General features: G+C 65.3%; 17 protein-coding genes. 10 read left to right on the plus strand and 7 right to left on the minus strand.

Features of this window, described 5'->3' with window-relative positions:
- Positions 1-15: 15 nt before the first annotated feature.
- The 3 genes from CAG11_RS06155 to CAG11_RS06165 all read right to left on the minus strand — a co-directional run bounded on the left by CAG11_RS06155 (position 16) and on the right by CAG11_RS06165 (position 3116).
- Positions 16-1719, minus strand: a complete 1704-nt coding sequence (locus CAG11_RS06155; RefSeq protein WP_085595446.1) for a ShlB/FhaC/HecB family hemolysin secretion/activation protein — start codon at positions 1717-1719, stop codon at positions 16-18.
- Positions 1720-1956: 237 nt separating this feature from the next.
- On the minus strand, positions 1957-2256 hold the full coding sequence (locus CAG11_RS06160; RefSeq protein ID WP_085595448.1) for a PsiF family protein: 300 nt from the start codon (positions 2254-2256) through the stop codon (positions 1957-1959).
- A 71-nt stretch (positions 2257-2327) separates the two neighbouring features.
- A complete protein-coding gene (locus tag CAG11_RS06165; RefSeq protein WP_085595450.1) occupies positions 2328-3116 on the minus strand; it encodes a helix-turn-helix transcriptional regulator in 789 nt (262 codons plus the stop codon).
- 97 nt (positions 3117-3213) lie between these two features.
- Here CAG11_RS06165 and CAG11_RS06170 point away from each other — a divergent pair, with 97 nt between their 5' ends.
- Positions 3214-4101, plus strand: a complete 888-nt coding sequence (locus CAG11_RS06170; protein WP_085595452.1) for a DMT family transporter — start codon at positions 3214-3216, stop codon at positions 4099-4101.
- 12 nt (positions 4102-4113) lie between these two features.
- Here CAG11_RS06170 and CAG11_RS06175 read toward each other — a convergent pair whose 3' ends face one another.
- From CAG11_RS06175 to CAG11_RS06185, 3 genes are all read right to left on the minus strand, one after another.
- Positions 4114-5004 (minus strand): triacylglycerol lipase, encoded by an 891-nt coding sequence (locus tag CAG11_RS06175; RefSeq protein ID WP_085595454.1) that lies wholly within the window; start codon positions 5002-5004, stop codon positions 4114-4116.
- 104 nt (positions 5005-5108) lie between these two features.
- Entirely contained in the window at positions 5109-5423 is a 315-nt protein-coding gene (locus CAG11_RS06180) for a multidrug efflux SMR transporter (RefSeq protein ID WP_022642007.1), read from the minus strand.
- Positions 5424-5432: 9 nt separating this feature from the next.
- Positions 5433-6071, minus strand: a complete 639-nt coding sequence (locus CAG11_RS06185) for an FMN-dependent NADH-azoreductase (RefSeq protein ID WP_022642006.1) — start codon at positions 6069-6071, stop codon at positions 5433-5435.
- 137 nt (positions 6072-6208) lie between these two features.
- Here CAG11_RS06185 and CAG11_RS06190 point away from each other — a divergent pair, with 137 nt between their 5' ends.
- Complete coding sequence (locus CAG11_RS06190) at positions 6209-7120, plus strand: LysR substrate-binding domain-containing protein (protein WP_022642005.1); 912 nt, start codon at positions 6209-6211, stop codon at positions 7118-7120.
- A gap of 121 nt (positions 7121-7241) precedes the next feature.
- Positions 7242-7772 (plus strand): bacterioferritin, encoded by a 531-nt coding sequence (locus CAG11_RS06195; RefSeq protein WP_085595456.1) that lies wholly within the window; start codon positions 7242-7244, stop codon positions 7770-7772.
- A gap of 57 nt (positions 7773-7829) precedes the next feature.
- Here the strand turns inward: CAG11_RS06195 and CAG11_RS06200 are convergent, their stop codons facing one another.
- Complete coding sequence (locus CAG11_RS06200; RefSeq protein WP_053132311.1) at positions 7830-9905, minus strand: AsmA family protein; 2076 nt, start codon at positions 9903-9905, stop codon at positions 7830-7832.
- 386 nt (positions 9906-10291) lie between these two features.
- On the opposite strand from CAG11_RS06200, the gene CAG11_RS06205 reads away from it, so the two are divergent.
- The 7 genes from CAG11_RS06205 (at position 10292) to CAG11_RS06235 (ending at position 15568) form a co-directional block, all read left to right on the plus strand.
- Complete coding sequence (locus tag CAG11_RS06205; protein WP_022642002.1) at positions 10292-10840, plus strand: hypothetical protein; 549 nt, start codon at positions 10292-10294, stop codon at positions 10838-10840.
- Positions 10841-11002: 162 nt separating this feature from the next.
- Positions 11003-11635 (plus strand): TetR family transcriptional regulator, encoded by a 633-nt coding sequence (locus tag CAG11_RS06210; protein WP_022642001.1) that lies wholly within the window; start codon positions 11003-11005, stop codon positions 11633-11635.
- Between the two features lie 267 nt (positions 11636-11902).
- A complete protein-coding gene (ureE, locus tag CAG11_RS06215) occupies positions 11903-12403 on the plus strand; it encodes an urease accessory protein UreE (protein WP_085595458.1) in 501 nt (166 codons plus the stop codon).
- On the plus strand, positions 12400-13074 hold the full coding sequence (locus CAG11_RS06220; protein WP_085595460.1) for an urease accessory protein UreF: 675 nt from the start codon (positions 12400-12402) through the stop codon (positions 13072-13074). Before ureE ends, CAG11_RS06220 begins: the two co-directional genes overlap by 4 nt.
- A 24-nt stretch (positions 13075-13098) precedes the next feature.
- Positions 13099-13713 (plus strand): urease accessory protein UreG, encoded by a 615-nt coding sequence (ureG, locus tag CAG11_RS06225; protein ID WP_022641998.1) that lies wholly within the window; start codon positions 13099-13101, stop codon positions 13711-13713.
- A 34-nt stretch (positions 13714-13747) separates the two neighbouring features.
- A complete protein-coding gene (locus CAG11_RS06230; protein WP_085595462.1) occupies positions 13748-14320 on the plus strand; it encodes a HupE/UreJ family protein in 573 nt (190 codons plus the stop codon).
- 108 nt (positions 14321-14428) lie between these two features.
- The gene (locus CAG11_RS06235) at positions 14429-15568 is read left to right on the plus strand and encodes an AGE family epimerase/isomerase (RefSeq protein WP_085595464.1); all 1140 of its coding nucleotides are present in this window, start codon (positions 14429-14431) and stop codon (positions 15566-15568) included.
- Positions 15569-15572: the final 4 nt, after the last annotated feature.

Consider the following 15572-nt stretch of genomic DNA (forward strand, 5'->3'; position numbering starts at 1 on the left):
AACGGTTGAGCAGGGTCAGAAGAACAGGTCTACCCGGAAGTACACCGGGTGTTCTCGCCTCTCGATAATTGCCGGCCGCTCCAGGGAGCGGGCGAAACTGAGCGATGCCGCCAGGTATTGGCCGCGGGCATTGAGTTCGATGGCGTTGCCGCTCAGGCGCCCCTTGGCATCGCGGTTGTAGCGGTCGCCCTTGATCGCCCCGACGTCGTAGGCGAAGGCCAGGCCGTACTCCTGGACGAAGGGTTGCAGCGCCTGCCAGGTCACTGCCCGGCGCCAGCGCAGCTGGTTGCGCCAGTAGCCACCGCTGTTGCCGGAGAGGGTCTGGTCCTGGAAGCCGCGTACCGAGTTGAGGCCGCCGAGGCTGATGCGCTGGGGGCTGAAGAGCGGGTCTTCGCTACGCTGCCCGGTGGCCATGCTGTCGAAGCTGAAGTTTTCGTTCCACAAGCGAAAGGGCTGCAGGTAGCTCAGGGTCAGGCTGTACTTGTTGTAGCGCGACACCGGCTCGCTGCCGTGGGGATGTCCGCTGGCCTGGGCGTCGAGGGCGCCGATGCCCTGCTGCCAACCGATGTCGGCGTTGACCAGGGCGTTGCCAATGCGCCGCCCGTGGTTGAACCCCAGCTGGCTTTCGGTGATGCGATTGCTGGAAACATCGATCAGGTTGTCGTCGATGTAGTTGCGGGTCCGCAGGTGGCTGATCCCCAGGCTCATGCCGGTCTTGCTGAGGTTGTCCCGGTGCAGCACGCGCTCGGCCCGCAACTGTTGGTTCTTGCTCTGGCCATCCATGGAGAAATTGAAGCCGGTGGCGTCGTTGCGGGTGCGGTAGTAACTCTGGCTATAGGAATAGCTGAAGGTCCACCAGCCCCAGGGCAGGCTGTAGAACAGGCTCTGGTTGTCGGAATGGCGCCAGCGGTCGCTGACCGCGTCCTGGTTGGCCCGCAGGCTCAACTGGTCCGCCAGCCCAAGAGGACTGTCCCAATCCAGGCCGAGGCCCATCTGCTGTTCGCCGGTGCTCTTGTCACCGTTGTTGTTGCGCGTCGCCGATAGCCGCCAGGGCTTGAGGCGCTCGCCCTTGAGCCCTACCCGGCTATCGCCGAGCTGCGCGCCGGGGGCCAGTTCCAATTCGACCTGGCGCGACGGCAGGCGGGTCAGCTGATCCACCAGTTGCTCCAGCTCCCGCAGGTTCAGCACCTCGCCGGTGGTACCGGGAAACGCCATGGCCAGCTCCCGCGAACTGGCCAGGGCAGAACTGTCCAGGCTCTCCAGGCGCCCTTCGACCACCACGATCGTCAGTTGCCCGGCCCCCAGCTCCTGGGCCGGCAGGTAGGCCCGGGTGGTGACATAACCCAGTTGCAGGTAGTGGTGGGTGATGGCCTTGAGCAGGGTGTTGATCTGTGCGACCGACAGGCACTGGTCGCGATAGGGCGCCACCAGGCGCTCCTGGTCGGCGGCGCTCAGGTGCTCGGCGCCCTTGAGGACCACGGTCCTGATGGTGAAGCAGCGCTGTTCACCAGGCTGGGGAGCCGGTTCGGCGGGCAAGGTCTTGCCGGGCAGTTGCTGGAGTTCATCGAGACGTCGCTGCTGTTCCTGCAGCAATTGCTGCTGGCGGTCGCGAATCAGGTCGCGGTCGCCCGGCGTCTGGAAAGGCGCGGCGCAAACGACAAAAGAACCAGATAGAGCACAAAACGCTACAACAGGCTTCAACCAGCCAAAACGCGGCATGCCGTCATTCCCTTGAAACGGACACTGGGGAAGGTCCGTACGGCGCATCCAGGCGCCTGTTTTTGAAGGGCACGAATTTTAAATGTAAATCGGGCAACCCCCTAAAAAACCGACGAACGGTAATTACTTGGGTAACCAATTGAAACAATGGATATTTATGGCTGGCTCATGGCGCCAGAGCTCGATGAGGGCCAGGACCCAGCGGGCTTCCGGCGCCTCGCCCTCATCGATCCGCGATCATTTTTTCTTCAGGCAGTCGCTCATGAAGGTCTTGCGCGCATCGCCCTTGAGCGCCTTGGCCGTGGCGTCGGCGTTGCACGATTTCATTCTTTCCTGGGGCGTGGAAGGCGTCGTGGCGGCGGCAGGCGCAGCCTTGAGGCAGGTACTCATGAAGGCCTTGCGCTCATCGCCCTTGAGGCTCTTGGCGGTGGCTTCGGTGTTACAGGTGGTCATCTTGTTCTGCTGGGCGGTAGCGGCAAAACCCTGGGAGCACAGCAGCAGGCCCACCATCAGCAACGGGATACGCAACATCTTCATGGAGTTTTCTCCTTGTCACCGCACCGATGGGCGCGGCCTCCCAGGCAGTGTAGACAAAGCCTGTTACACCTTCACCTGTTCTGCAGGCCGGCCCGGCGGTACTGCTCGGGGGTGCAGCCGGCGTGGCGCTGGAACATCGCGATGAACGCCGAGGCGCTGCTGTAGCCCATGTCGAAGGCGATCTCCTGGATGCTGCGGGGGCTCTCCAGGGCCTGGATCGCCGCCAGGAACCGCTGGCGCTGGCGCCACTCGCCGAAGCTCATGCCCAGCTCGCGCACGAACTGCCGGGCCAGGGTCCGTTCGCTGACATGGGCCTGTTGCGCCCAGTAGGCCAACGGCTGGTTGTTGCCCGGCTCGGCCTGCAGCGCCTGGAGCACCCGCAGCAGGTCGGGATTGTTGGCGTAGGGCAGGAAGCAGGTGTGCACCGGAGCCTGGCGCAACTGGTCCAGCAGTACCTGGGCCAGGCGCTGGTCGGCTGCGCCCTCGGGGATCTGCACGTCCCGGCTGGCGAAGTCCTTGAGGATCGCCTTGAGGATCTCGCTGATGCTCAAGGTGCAGCCTTGCTGCGGCAGGTCGCGGCACAGCTCCGGCGCCAGCAGCACCGCGCGATAGTTGATGGGCTGGCTGGTATAGAAACTGTGGGCGGTATAGGGCGGCACCCAGACCGCGTACTGGGGCGGCGACATGAAGCGCTGGCCGGCGATCTCCATGTGCATCACGCCATGGGCCGAATACTCCAGGCAACCCCAGGGATGGCGGTGCTCCAGGGCATGGCTGTGGGCGGCGAAGTCGGCATAGCGGAAGTACACCGGCGCGGGCAGGCCATGGAAGTCCAGCAGGTCGATGTGTTTTTTGCTCATGCTGTCCGGATGCAGGGGCGGGTTGTCCGGTTCGCAGTATAGGCGTTGATCCGGACAGGAGGATAATCAGCCCTCATTCACTTCTCTGGCTGTCTCCATGCAATACGCTTATCCATTACTGGCCGTCTTCATCTGGGCCGGCAATACCGTGGTCAACAAACTCGCTGTGGGGGCGATCTTCCCTGCGGAGATCGGTTTCTATCGCTGGCTGCTGGCGGGCCTGTTGTTCACCCCGTTCATGCTCGGGCCGGTGCGCCGCCACTGGCCGGTGATCCGCCCGAACCTTGGCCGGATCTTCGTCCTCGGCGTACTGGGCATGGCGGTGTACCAGAGCCTGGCCTACTTCGCCGCCATCCAGACCTCGGCCACCAACATGGGCATCATCCTTTCCCTGATGCCACTGATGTCCCTGGCCATGGCCATCGCGGTGCTGGGCCAGCGCCTGACCGCCGGGGCGCTGGTCGGCGCGGTGCTGTCCTTCGCCGGGGTGCTGGTGGTGGTGTCCTCGGGCAGCCTGGCCAGCTTGCTGCAGCACGGGGTCAACCTGGGCGACGCGATGATGCTGGTGGCCACCCTGGCCTATGCGGTGTACAGCACCCTGCTGAAGAAATGGCAGCTGCGCCTGCCACCCCTGGTGCTGCTGTACTTGCAGGTACTGGTCGCGGTGCTGGTGCTGCTGCCGTTGTTCCTGGCATCGCCGAAAGTGGGCCCGACCCTGCAGAACATCCCGCTGGTGCTCTACGCCTGCCTGCTGGCCTCGATGCTCGCGCCACTGGCCTGGATGCAAGCCGTGGTACGCCTGGGGCCGAGCCGGACCACGCTGTTCTTCAACCTGCTGCCATTGGTCACCGCGCTGATCGCCGCCGTGGTGCTGCGCGAGCAACTGGCCTGGTTCCACCTGGTGGGCGGCGTCCTGACCCTGGGCGGCGTGGTGCTGTCCGAACGCTGGACCCAGGAGCTGGGCTCGCGCCTGCGTGCGGCCTGAAGAACCACCGGTTCAAAGCCCGGCCGCCTTCAGCCGCCGGGCATGCTCGACGAACAGGCGGATCGGCTCGGCGCCCTTGCCCACCAGCCCCAGGGACTGGTTGACGATATCGAAGTGATCCAGGGGATAGTCGTCGCCGATGACCATCCCCAGGTGCGAGCTGTAGCGGCCCACCATGCCGTCGCACTGCCCAGCCTCGCGCACGAAGGTCCGGGCGAACAACCGGCAACTGCGGCTCGAGCCGTCCATCAAGTTCCCGCCACGATTGGTCTTGCCCGGCTGCAAGGTGCCGGACCAGGAGTAGTAGCGCACGCCGGCGACCTCTTCCGCGCCCTGCCCGCCCCAGGTCGCCGGCAGGCCCTGTGGATACTGGCGGTTGAACAGGGCCACGCCCTCGCTGGTCAACGACTGGTGCGAGGCATGGATGTCCGAAGGCAGCTTCGGCCCGCGATAGCCGGTCTCCAGCAGCGTCATCAGCGCCGAGAGCCCACGCAGCAGCAGGCTCAGCATGCGTCCGCGCCAGCTATGGGCCGGGGAATGCCGCTGCAGGTAGTCCGCCAGCTCGGAACCATGGTTGGGACCCGCCACCGACGTCACCGAAGCCACCAGGTCGGCCCGCCGGGCCGCTGCGTAGCGTGCCGTGAGCGCGCCCTGGCTATGGCCGATCAGGTTGACCCGGGCGGCGCCGGTCTGCTCCAGGATCTGCTGGATCTGCGTCAGCAGTTGTTCGCCGCGCACCTCGCTGGAGTTGAGCGGCGAGACCTGTACCGCAAACACCTGGGCGCCACCCTGGCGCAAGGCCGGGATGATCCCGTACCAATAGGGATAGAGCAGCAGGCGGACAAAACCGAGCATGCCGGGCACCAGGACCAGGGGATAACGGGTGGCAAGCTCTTGGGACATGGGGACATCCTTGTACGGAGACGGTGGCCTGGCTGAAAGCTAGACCATAACCAAGGCCGTGGTCAGTCTTTGTGACCGTTTGGCGACTGCCCCATGACAAGCCCTCACGCGCCCTGCTTGAGCCCCACTACCCCCGCCAGGATCAACCCTACCGACACCAGCTTGAGCGGCGTCAGGCTCTCGCCCAGCAAGGCGAACCCCAGCAGCACCGTGCCCAGGGAGCCGATGGCGGTCCAGATCGGATACGCCACGCTGACCGGCAGTTCGCGCAGGGCCAGGGTCAGGAAGTAGACCCCGCCCAGTGCCGCCACCAGGGTCAGCAGCGACGGCCAGGGCCGGGTGAAACCTTCGGCGTACTTCATGCCCATAGCGAACGCCACCTCGAAGGCCGCAGCCAGCAACAACAATCCCCAGGCCATGGGCATACCTCAGAAGCGCCGGGCCAGGGCCAGCAATTGCTGTTCGGCCTGGGCGCAGGATTGCTGGAATCGCTCGGGCACCGACTCTTCGCCTTCGGCCGCGATCACCGTGACGTCGTCGATGCCCATGAAGCCCAGGGCGGTACGCAGCCAGCGGTCGGCGTGGTTCATCGCCTCGTGCTCGCCACCCGGGCCGAAACCGCCGCCGCCACGGCTGGTGATGACCAGCACCTTCTTGCCCAGTACCAGCGGCTGGTAGTGGGCCACGCCGTTGTCCAGCTGGGTGTCGAAGGTCAGCCCCAGGCGCACGATATGGTCGACCCAGGCCTTGATGCCACTGGGCACGCTGAAATTGTGCATGGGCGCCGAGATCACCAGGCGCTGGTGCTCGAACAGCTCGCCGACCAACTCATCGCTCAGGGCCAGGTCGGCCTGCATCGACAGCGGGCGGGCCTCGGGTTGTGGATAGAACGCCGCGGCGATGAAGGCTTCGCTGACATGGGGAATGGCCCCGCGCCCGACTTCCCGGCGGGTCAACGAACCTTGGGGGTTGGCCGCTTGCCAGGCCTGCAGGAATACCTCGGCCAGGCGCCGGCTGTGGGATCGCTCGCCTCGGGGACTGCCATGGACTACAAGAACTTTACTCATCTGAACTTCCTCATGCGCTAGAACCTGGACGGCCTTGAATGCCTATCGATTTCGCGCTAAAGCTAGAGCCAGCGGCATTCGCCAACAAACGAATTAAAATCCATTCAGATGAATTCAACTCAGCCATGGAGAGCTCTATGTTTGCCCACCTGCCTCTCACCGCCCTGCGGACCTTCGAGTCTGCCGCGCGCTTGCTGAGCTTCAAGGAGGCGGCCGACGACCTGTCGGTGACGCCCACGGCAGTGTCCCATCAGATCCGCAGCCTGGAGCACTGGCTGGGCGTGCCCTTGTTCGAACGCCTGCCACGCCAGGTGCGCCTCACCGAAGCCGGCGATCGCTTGTTCCACAGCCTGCATGGCGCCCTGCTGGATGTGGCGCAGAGCGTCGCCACCCTGCGCCCGGCTCCGGACAACGGGCAGTTGACGGTGTCCACCACGGCCGCCTTCGCCGCCCTGTGGCTGGTGCCGCGCCTGGGTCGCTTCTACGCCCAGCATCCAGGCATCAACCTGCGCCTGGACACCCAGTGCGAGGTGGTGGACCTGCAACAGGATGCCAGCATCGACGTGGCCATCCGCTATAGCCAGGACGGCTACCTGAATTTGCACGGCCTGTGCCTGTTCGATGAACGCTTCGCGGTCTATGGCTCGCCGCAACAAGTGGCGCTGGCCGGGCAACAACGGCCGGCGCTGATCAGCGTGCACTGGCGCAGCTCCACGCTGTATGCCGATGGCTGGCAGGCCTGGTGTGCCCAGGCCGGGGAAAACTGGCTCGAGGGCCAGCCGCAGGTACGCTCCTACGACGAAGAGCAGTACGCCCTGCAAGCGGCCATCGCTGGCCAGGGCCTGGTGCTGGCCAGCAATATCCTGGTATCGCAGAGCGTGGCCAGCGGTCTGTTGCAGGCCTACCGCCCGGACATCCATGTGGGCGGCGCCGGCTATTGCGCGTTGTGCGTGCCCGGGCGCGAGCGCCATCCACCGGTGCGGGTATTCCTCCAGTGGTTGCAGCAGGAAGCGCTGCTGGCCGGGCACCCGTTGCTGGGTCGCAGCTGAAGCCTGGCCGTCGCGGCACATCCGATCAAACTTTTTGCCGCTCCCACGACTCACACCCTAGGTAGCGACCAGGCCCGCAGAGCCCGGCGCAAGACGGATTAGCCCCCTAGGAGAAACCAAGATGAGCCAGATGCATTTGTCCGATGTGAACAGCCTGCGCGAACGGGCCCGCAGCCACGTGGAGAACGGCGCCGTGACCGCCGGCTACAACGCCGATCGCGAGGAAGTGCTGCGCCTGCTCAATGAAGCCCTGGCCACCGAGCTGGTCTGCGTGCTGCGCTACAAGCGCCACTACTTCATGGCCAACGGGCTCAAGGCCAGCGTGGCCGCCGACGAGTTCCTCGAACACGCCACCCAGGAAGCCGAGCATGCCGACAAGCTGGCCGAGCGCATCGTCCAGCTGGGTGGCGAACCGGAATTCAACCCCGACCTGCTGTCGGCCAGGTCCCATGCCCAATACGTGGCCGGCAGTAGCTTGAAGGAAATGGTCTACGAGGACCTGGTGGCCGAGCGGATCGCCATCGACAGCTACCGCGAGATCATCCAGTACATCGGCGACAAGGACCCGACCACCCGCCGCCTGTTCGAAGAGATCCTGGCCCAGGAAGAAGAGCACGCCGACGACATGGCGGACATCCTCCAAGACCTGTAGCGCCTGCCCGGCCCGCCCCTGGATGCAGGAGCGGGCCGGCCCCTCTCAGTCCCTGTCTTACTTGCCCGGCTTGACCGTCGCCGGCGCCTTGCCCGCACGCATCTGCTGCAACAGTGGCGCGCACTGGTTGGGTTCGTCGTTGCTCGGCGCCACCAACGCCAGGAGCCCTGCCGCCGGACCGGCGATCACCCCCAGCGCCACCATTCCCGCTCCACGCAATACCAGCGGCACGGCCTTGACCCCGGCGCTGGGCTGGATGAACTTGCCCTGCACATAGAGGGGCGAGCGCAGGGAGAACAGGCGCAGGCCCTTGGACTCGGGGGTGATGGTCAAATCCAGCTGCTCGGTGGCCATGTTGGCGGTGCCATCGACATAGATGATGGCGTTCTCGGTATCGAAGACGAACAGGCGCGAAGTGGCGAGGCCAGTCTTGATGCCGAAGTCGGCGGCGGCGCAGTTGATCTTCACATCCTTGTCGCCGAACAACTTGCCCACCACATAGTTGCCGACGTTGAGCCCGGCGATCTCCATCAGCCCGCGGCTGATGGCGCCATCGTTGATCAGCATCTTCAGGTCGCCGTTGGCGCTGCCCAGCAGGGCCGCCACCGAGTTGCCGCGCCCCGAAAGATCGGCATCGCCGTTGAGCTCGCCGAAGCTGGTCTTCATGGGCTCGAAGGTGGGGAACAGTTGCTTGAGCTTGAAGTTGCGCGCGGTCAGCCGGGCCCGGCCTTCCATGGGCGCGGTGTGGCCATTGAGGCGTACCTGGGCATCGAGCTTGCCGCCGGCCACGCCGAAGCGCAGGGGTTCCAGGCTGAGCTGGCCGTCGTTGAGCACCAGGTGGGTATAGAGATCGGTGAACGGCAGGTCGGAGCTGTGGACGATACGCTTGCCGGTGAACTCGACGTCGGCGTCCATATCGCGCCAGCGCTCGGTGCGAAACTCCTCCACCGGCAACACCTTGTCCGCCGGTTGCTTGCTCTCGCCGCCCCGGGCCTTCTGCTTGGCATTGGAGTCGGCGCCGATCAGCGGCCCCAGGTCGCGGAACAGGAGCTGGTTGGAAACCAGCGCCCCGCTGAGCTTGGGCCGGGGTTGGCTGGCCACGTAGGTCAGGTTGCCGTGGATGTCGCTGTCGCCGATCTTGCCGTTGAAATCCTTGTAGCTGAACGTCGCGCCGGCCGGGTCGTGCAGCTTGGCGCTCAGGTGGCCATCGGTGGAGTACGGCGGGGAATCGGGCAGGGTCACCCCGGTCAATGGATAGAGGTTGCCCAGGCTAGTGCCCGCCAGCTTCAGGCGCAGGTCCAGGGCGCCCAGGTTCAGTGGATCGGTGAGGCTGCCGCGCAGCTCGATGCGCGAGTCGCCAATCTGCGCCTGGGCCTGGAGCGGGAACGGCCTGCTGCTGTCCTTGAGGGCCAGCAGGCCGCCGATCTTGCCGGTGCCAGCGAGCTTCTGCCCGTGGTACTGGCCCTTGACCTTGAGGGCGAAGGCATAGGCCTGGGGTTCGGCGCCTTGCTCGGCGGCTTTCTTCGCCTCGCTCTGGCCAACGATGTCACTGAACGGAATTGGCTGGCCGAGCAGTTCCACCAAAAGGTCCAGGCGGGTCTTGAGGCTCTGGTCGTCCAGGGTCACGTGGCCCTTGTCGAAGCCGATGGCGCCGATGTCCACCGTCCAGCTGGATGGCTCGGCATCGGGGTCCGCGGGATCGAAGGTGAAGGTCCAGTTGGCACGGCCGTCGGCCAACCGCTGCAAGGCCGCCTCGGGTTCGGTGAGGTCGATGCGCGGGATGCTCACCTGCCGCGCCAGCAGCGCCAGGGGCGAGATCCGCAGTTCGACCCGCTTGAGGCCGACCATCTGCGGTGCCTTGGACCAGTCCGGGTTGCCCAGGGTCAGGTCCTCGGCCACCACATGGGGCCAAGGCACCCAGGCCCGCCAGCCACCCTCGTCGGGCTCGCGCCGCCAGGCCACCGACAAGTCGCCATTGATCGCGAACGGCCGGTGCAATTCCTCGGACACCTTGGCATTGAGGGCCGGCTTGATCCGGTTCCAGTCGAAAAAGGCCACCACCAGCACCAGTAGGGCCAGCAACAGGACCAGGCCGGTGAAGGTCCAGGCGAGGATTTTACGAGTGCGCGTCATGGCACGAGGCTCCTTGAGACAACTGAGCGCCGAACCACGACGCATCGATGAAGAACCGGGGCAAAACCACCGGCATTGGAACTACGACTGACAAAGTCCCCACAGGTTTGATCGGCGACGCCGACCTGGGGGGAAAAGCGGTCATTGCTGACCACTTGGACAGCCATGTGTTACCGCTCATGGCCCCTCCCTGGAGCATGGGTGAGTCGAAACTACCCACCCCGGTGCACGACCCTGCAAGCGGAGAAGCCCGGGCTAGAGCCTCGCGGCAAACAATCAATTCTGTTGATTATCATCATTGTGTTTATGAACTTTTATATCGATTTTGTGGCGGTAACATTAGCTCCGTACCCAGTTTTTCGCCCTCCCAAGGAGCACCCCCTATCATGAAACGCCACATCCTCTTGAGCCTGACCTTATCCATCCTGGCCGCCAACGCCTTCGCCCTGCCCGCCGCCGAACAGGCCACTCCACAGGTCCAGGCCAGCCATAGCAGCGTGTTCACCCAGACCCTGGCCGAAGGTGGTTCGGATCGCCTGATCGAACGCAACAAGGTCGCCGCCGATGGCTATGATCGCACCCCACAAGGCCAGAGCGTTGCCGAAGATGGCTACGACCGTACTCCACAAGGTCAAAACGTAGCCGAAGGCGGCCGTGATCGCCTGGAAGAGAAAGGCCTGGTCGAAGATGGCTACAGCCGCACTCCACAAGGCCAGACCGTTGCCGAAGGTGGCCGCGATCGCCTGGAAGAGAAAGGCCTGGTCGAAGATGGCTACAGCCGCACCCCACAAGGCCAGACCGTTGCCGAAGGTGGCCGCGATCGCCTGGAAGAGAAAGGCCTGGTCGAAGATGGCTACAGCCGTACCCCACAAGGCCAGACCGTTGCCGAAGGCGGTGCCGATCGCCTGGCCGAACGTCATCAAGCTGCGAGCTGAGGCCATGCTGGCCCAGAAAAAAGCCCGGTCCCTGGATCGGGCTTTTGACTTTCCAGCGCAGCAATCCCATCCCCGGCCTACCCAGGCCTGACGCCAGTTCGACTCAGGCAAAGTTGATTTGCTAGAGTGCCCCGCTCTCCCAAGCGAAGAATTCCCTTCCAGATGCTGCCCCGCGCCGAACAGAAGCAACAGACCCGCAACGCCCTGATGGATGCCGCCCGGCACCTGATGGAGGGTGGTCGTGGTTTTGGCAGCCTGAGCCTGCGGGAAGTGGCCAAGGCCGCCGGCATCGTCCCCACTGGTTTCTACCGGCATTTCAGCGACATGGACCAGCTTGGCCTGGAGCTGGTCAGCGAAGTGGGCCAGACCTTTCGCGAAACCATCCGCCTGGTCCGCCATAACGAATTCGTCATGGGCGGCATCATCGACGCGTCGGTGCGCATCTTCCTCGATGTGGTGGAAGCCAAGCGCGTGCAGTTCCTGTTTCTCGCTCGCGAGCAGTACGGCGGCTCGCTGCCGGTACGCCAAGCCATCGCCAGCCTGCGGGAAAACATCAGCTCGGACCTGGCCGCCGACCTGGCGCTGATGCCCAAGCTGCAGCACCTCGATGTGGCCGACCTCAGCGTCATGGCCGACCTGGTGGTCAAGAGCGTGTTCGCCACCTTGCCGGACATCATCGATCCACCGGTCCAGGCCTTGCCCGAACACCTCACGCCCCAGGCGAAGATGACCCAGCAGCTGCGCTTCATCTTCATCGGGCTCAAGCACTGGAACGGCTTGGGCAGTACCGAATAATTCCCCCCACCACTGCGCCAGATCTCCCCCGCCCTGCTCTGGAGCAGGCCTTTGCGCCTGCCCGTCAAACAGGCACCGGATTGCGGCAAAAACATTTGCAGCGCACCAAGCCAGTGCTATAAATCAGCTCGGCGCAGCAATTTGTAACAAGATGAAACAAGGTTTTGCCCCTTTTCCAGGCGCAGTACCAGGGGTTTTCCTTTCCTTCGAGCGATTGGCAAGGCCCTTGCTCAGGCTTGTGCATCGTTCATAGCTGGAAGCTTTCCGATGCTGGTGATCCATCGCCGAACCACCCCCCAGGCCTCCTGGTCCGCTGAACTGCACCTGACCTATGAAGCGCGCAGCAAGAGCCGCCTGCGCTGCTTCAGCGTCGAGGGCGAGGACGTCGGCCTGTTCCTGGAACGTGGCCAGCCACCGCTACATGATGGTGAGTTCCTGGTCGCCGAGGACGGGCGCATCGTCAGGGTCTGCGCCCGCGCCGAGACCCTGCTGCATGTCACCTGTGGCAATGCCCTGGAACTGACCCGCGCGGCCTATCACCTGGGCAACCGCCACGTGGCCTTGCAAGTGGGCGATGGCTGGCTGCGGTTGCTGGACGACTACGTGCTCAAGGCCATGCTCGAACAACTGGGGGCCAGCGCCAGTGTCATCGAGGCGCCATTCCAGCCCGAGCATGGCGCCTATGGGGGCGGACACCATCACTCCCATCACGGCGATGCGGACTTCAACTACCCGCCACGCCTGCACCAGTTCGGCGCTCGCCCGTGAACCCGGCCTGGGCCCTGTTGCGCCTGGCCAGTCCGCAACTGCCCATCGGTGGCTACAGCTACTCCCAGGGCCTGGAGATGGCGGTGGAACAACAGCGGGTGCATGACCCTGACAGCGCCCGGCGCTGGATCGGCGATCAGTTGCTGCTCAACCTGGCGCGCTTCGAGGCCCCGCTGCTCTGGGGCCATTGCCTGGCCGCAGCGGAGCAGGACTGGCAGCGCCTGCACCAGCTCGGTGAAGAGCATCGGGCCAGTCGTGAAACCCGCGAGCTGTACCTGGAGAGCCGGCAAATGGGCTACTCCCTCAAGCAACTGCTCGAAGGCCTGCCGGAACTGGACGCCGGCGCCCGACAAATGCTGGCGCGACAGGACGAACCGCACCTGGCCCTGGGCTGGGCCCTGGCCGCCCGTGCTTGGCAAATCGCCCCGCGCGATGCCCTGGCCGCCTGGCTTTGGAGCTGGCTGGAGAACCAGATGGCAGTGCTGATGAAGACCCTGCCCCTGGGCCAGCAGGCCGCCCAGCGCCTGACCAGCGACCTGCTGCCACTGCTGCAACAGGCCCAGCAGCAGGCCACCGCACTTGATCCCCAACACTACGGCAGCGCCGCCTTCGGCCTGTCCCTGGCGAGCATGGCCCATGAGCGCCAGTACAGCCGCCTGTTTCGTTCCTGAGGGCCCGTCATTTTGGAGAAACACATGAATACACAACCCTTGCGCGTCGGTATCGGAGGCCCGGTGGGCTCCGGCAAGACCGCCCTGACCCTGGCCCTGTGCCTGGCCCTGCGCGAGCGCTACAACCTGGCGGTGGTGACCAACGATATCTATACCCGCGAGGACGCCGATTTCCTGGTGCGCAACCAGGCCCTGGCCCCGGAGCGCATCATCGGCGTGGAAACCGGCGGCTGCCCGCACACCGCCATTCGCGAAGACGCCTCGATCAACCTGGAGGCCGTGGATCAGCTGAACCGCCGCTTCCCGGGGCTGGACCTGATCCTGGTGGAGTCCGGCGGCGACAACCTGTCCGCTACCTTCAGCCCGGAACTCTCGGACCTGACCATCTACGTGATCGATGTCTCGGCCGGCGACAAGCTGCCACGCAAGGGTGGCCCCGGCATCTGCAAATCCGACCTGCTGGTGATCAACAAGATCGACCTGGCGCCGCTGGTCGGCGCCTCCCTGGACCTGATGAACAGCGACACCCAGCGCATGCGTGGCGGCAAGCCGTTCGTCTTCAGCAACCAGAAAACCGGCCAGGGCCTGGCGGACATCATCGCCTTCATCGAACGCCAGGGCCTGCTGAGCGCAGCCTGAACCCAACCTCGACCCTCGAAAAGGACAGCGATCCATGACCTTCCAACGCATCCTCGGGGCCCTGGCCCTGCTGCTGGCTCCCACCCTGGCCCTGGCCCACCCCGGCCATGGCGACAACGGCCTGGTGGCCGGCATCGGTCATCCGCTCGGCGGCCTCGACCATCTGCTGGCGATGGTCGCGGTAGGCCTGTGGGCCGCCCAGCAACAAGACGTGGCGCGCTGGGCGCTGCCCTGCACCTTCGTCGGCACCATGTTGCTGGGCGGGCTGCTGGGTTTCACCGGCCTGCAACTGCCAGCCCTGGAAAGCGGCATCGCCGCCTCGGTCCTGGCCCTGGGCCTGGCGGTCGCGCTGGCAGTACGCCCGCCGCTGGCCCTGGCCATGGCGGCCACGGCCTTGTTCGCCCTGTTCCACGGCGTGGCCCATGGCCTGGAACTGCCGGAGATGTCCAGCCCCTGGGCCTATGCCGCAGGTTTCGTGGCCGCCACCGCGGCCCTGCATGCCGCAGGGTACGCCCTGGTGCGAGCGCTACCGCGGACCGCCGCGCCCCTGGTGCGCATGGCCGGCGCGGCCTCTGCCGCCGCCGGCGTGTGGCTGCTCGCCGGTTGAAACCCTCAGGTCGCAGCCGCCGCGGTGGCTGCGACGCAGGGCCAATCGGCACGGCCTTCTCTGCTAACATGTCGCGCATTCAAACCTGCCGTTAGAAGACGCCAGCCAATGCTCGATGTATCCCGCCCTACCCCCTCGCCAGTCGCCAATGCTGTGTTCCAGGCCGTGCAGCAGCATTTTCACAAGGTGATCGTGCCCCTGTGGCAAGGGCCGGGCTGGAACCCGCAACTGGCGCTGCCCTACGAGGCGCTGGACACCGAGCACCAGCCCCTGCCGCCGCAGCGCTATCGGGCCATGGCCTGCGCCCGACAGTTGTACGTGTTTTCCCAACTGATCGGCGAGGCCAGCGCGCCCTTCGCCGCGGAGCGCGCCGCAGCACTGTTCCGCTCGCTGCAACGGCATTTCCACGATGCCGAGCACGGCGGCTGGTTCTACAGCATCGACCCCGAAGGCGCGCCGCTGGACCGGCGCAAGGACCTCTACACCCACGCGTTCATCGTCTTCGCCTGCGCCCACTACTGGGCCAAGGTCCGCGAACCGCTGGTGGAGTCGACACTCAATGCCGCCCTGGAAGTGGTGGCCCAGCGTTTCGCCCAGGGCGAGGGGCTCTACGAAGCCAGCCTGGGCGAGGATTGGTCCTTGCTGGGCAGCGGTCCGTTGCAGAACCCCTCGATGCACCTGGCCGAGGCCTTCCTCGCCACCCTCGCGGCCCGTGACGATGCCTCGGTGGAGGCGGCCTTGCTCGAGTTGTGCCAGGCCATGCAGCAGCACTTCATCGAGCCACAGCAGGGCGTGATGATGGAGAAGCCCCTGGGGGCTGTGGATAACTGGTTCGAGCCAGGACACCAGTTCGAGTGGTATTTCCTCCTCGCCTCCTCGCCCCTGCTGCGCCAGGGGCCGCTGCACGCCTGCCTGGAACGAGCCTTCGCCCTCAGCGAACGGCTGGGGGTCGATCCCCAGAGCGGCGCGGTGTGCGCGATGCTCGAACTGCCCCCCCAGGCCAGCCCCAGGGATGCCACCCAGCGTATCTGGGCCCAGGCCGAATACCTGCGCGCGCTGACCTTGCGCACCGATGGCCAGGCCTTCCTGGAGCGCCAGCTCCAGGCGCTGCAAGGCAACTTCCTGCATGCCGGCGGCTGGTACGAATGCCTGGACGCCAATGGCGCGGTCAGCCGCCAGGACATGCCTTCGACCACGCCTTATCACCTGGCCACCTGTTATCAGGCCCTGGCTGGCTACTTCGGCTGAAACG

Source organism: Pseudomonas sp. B6(2017), from assembly GCF_002112765.1.
Taxonomy (GTDB): Bacteria; Pseudomonadota; Gammaproteobacteria; order Pseudomonadales; family Pseudomonadaceae; genus Aquipseudomonas; species Aquipseudomonas piscis.

Bases quoted from the DNA above. Each gene is read 5' to 3' on its own strand.
- CAG11_RS06205 (WP_022642002.1), top strand. From the start codon at position 10,292: ATGAAACGCCACATCCTCTTGAGCCTGACCTTATCCATCCTGGCCGCC.
- CAG11_RS06200 (WP_053132311.1), bottom strand. From the start codon at position 9,905: ATGACGCGCACTCGTAAAATCCTCGCCTGGACCTTCACCGGCCTGGTC.
- CAG11_RS06185 (WP_022642006.1), bottom strand. From the start codon at position 6,071: ATGAGTAAAGTTCTTGTAGTCCATGGCAGTCCCCGAGGCGAGCGATCC.
- ureG (WP_022641998.1), top strand. From the start codon at position 13,099: ATGAATACACAACCCTTGCGCGTCGGTATCGGAGGCCCGGTGGGCTCC.
- CAG11_RS06195 (WP_085595456.1), top strand. From the start codon at position 7,242: ATGAGCCAGATGCATTTGTCCGATGTGAACAGCCTGCGCGAACGGGCC.
- CAG11_RS06170 (WP_085595452.1), top strand. From the start codon at position 3,214: ATGCAATACGCTTATCCATTACTGGCCGTCTTCATCTGGGCCGGCAAT.
- CAG11_RS06160 (WP_085595448.1), bottom strand. From the start codon at position 2,256: ATGAAGATGTTGCGTATCCCGTTGCTGATGGTGGGCCTGCTGCTGTGC.
- CAG11_RS06210 (WP_022642001.1), top strand. From the start codon at position 11,003: ATGCTGCCCCGCGCCGAACAGAAGCAACAGACCCGCAACGCCCTGATG.
- CAG11_RS06175 (WP_085595454.1), bottom strand. From the start codon at position 5,004: ATGTCCCAAGAGCTTGCCACCCGTTATCCCCTGGTCCTGGTGCCCGGC.
- ureE (WP_085595458.1), top strand. From the start codon at position 11,903: ATGCTGGTGATCCATCGCCGAACCACCCCCCAGGCCTCCTGGTCCGCT.
- CAG11_RS06180 (WP_022642007.1), bottom strand. From the start codon at position 5,423: ATGGCCTGGGGATTGTTGTTGCTGGCTGCGGCCTTCGAGGTGGCGTTC.
- CAG11_RS06230 (WP_085595462.1), top strand. From the start codon at position 13,748: ATGACCTTCCAACGCATCCTCGGGGCCCTGGCCCTGCTGCTGGCTCCC.
- CAG11_RS06165 (WP_085595450.1), bottom strand. From the start codon at position 3,116: ATGAGCAAAAAACACATCGACCTGCTGGACTTCCATGGCCTGCCCGCG.
- CAG11_RS06155 (WP_085595446.1), bottom strand. From the start codon at position 1,719: ATGCCGCGTTTTGGCTGGTTGAAGCCTGTTGTAGCGTTTTGTGCTCTA.
- CAG11_RS06190 (WP_022642005.1), top strand. From the start codon at position 6,209: ATGTTTGCCCACCTGCCTCTCACCGCCCTGCGGACCTTCGAGTCTGCC.
- CAG11_RS06235 (WP_085595464.1), top strand. From the start codon at position 14,429: ATGCTCGATGTATCCCGCCCTACCCCCTCGCCAGTCGCCAATGCTGTG.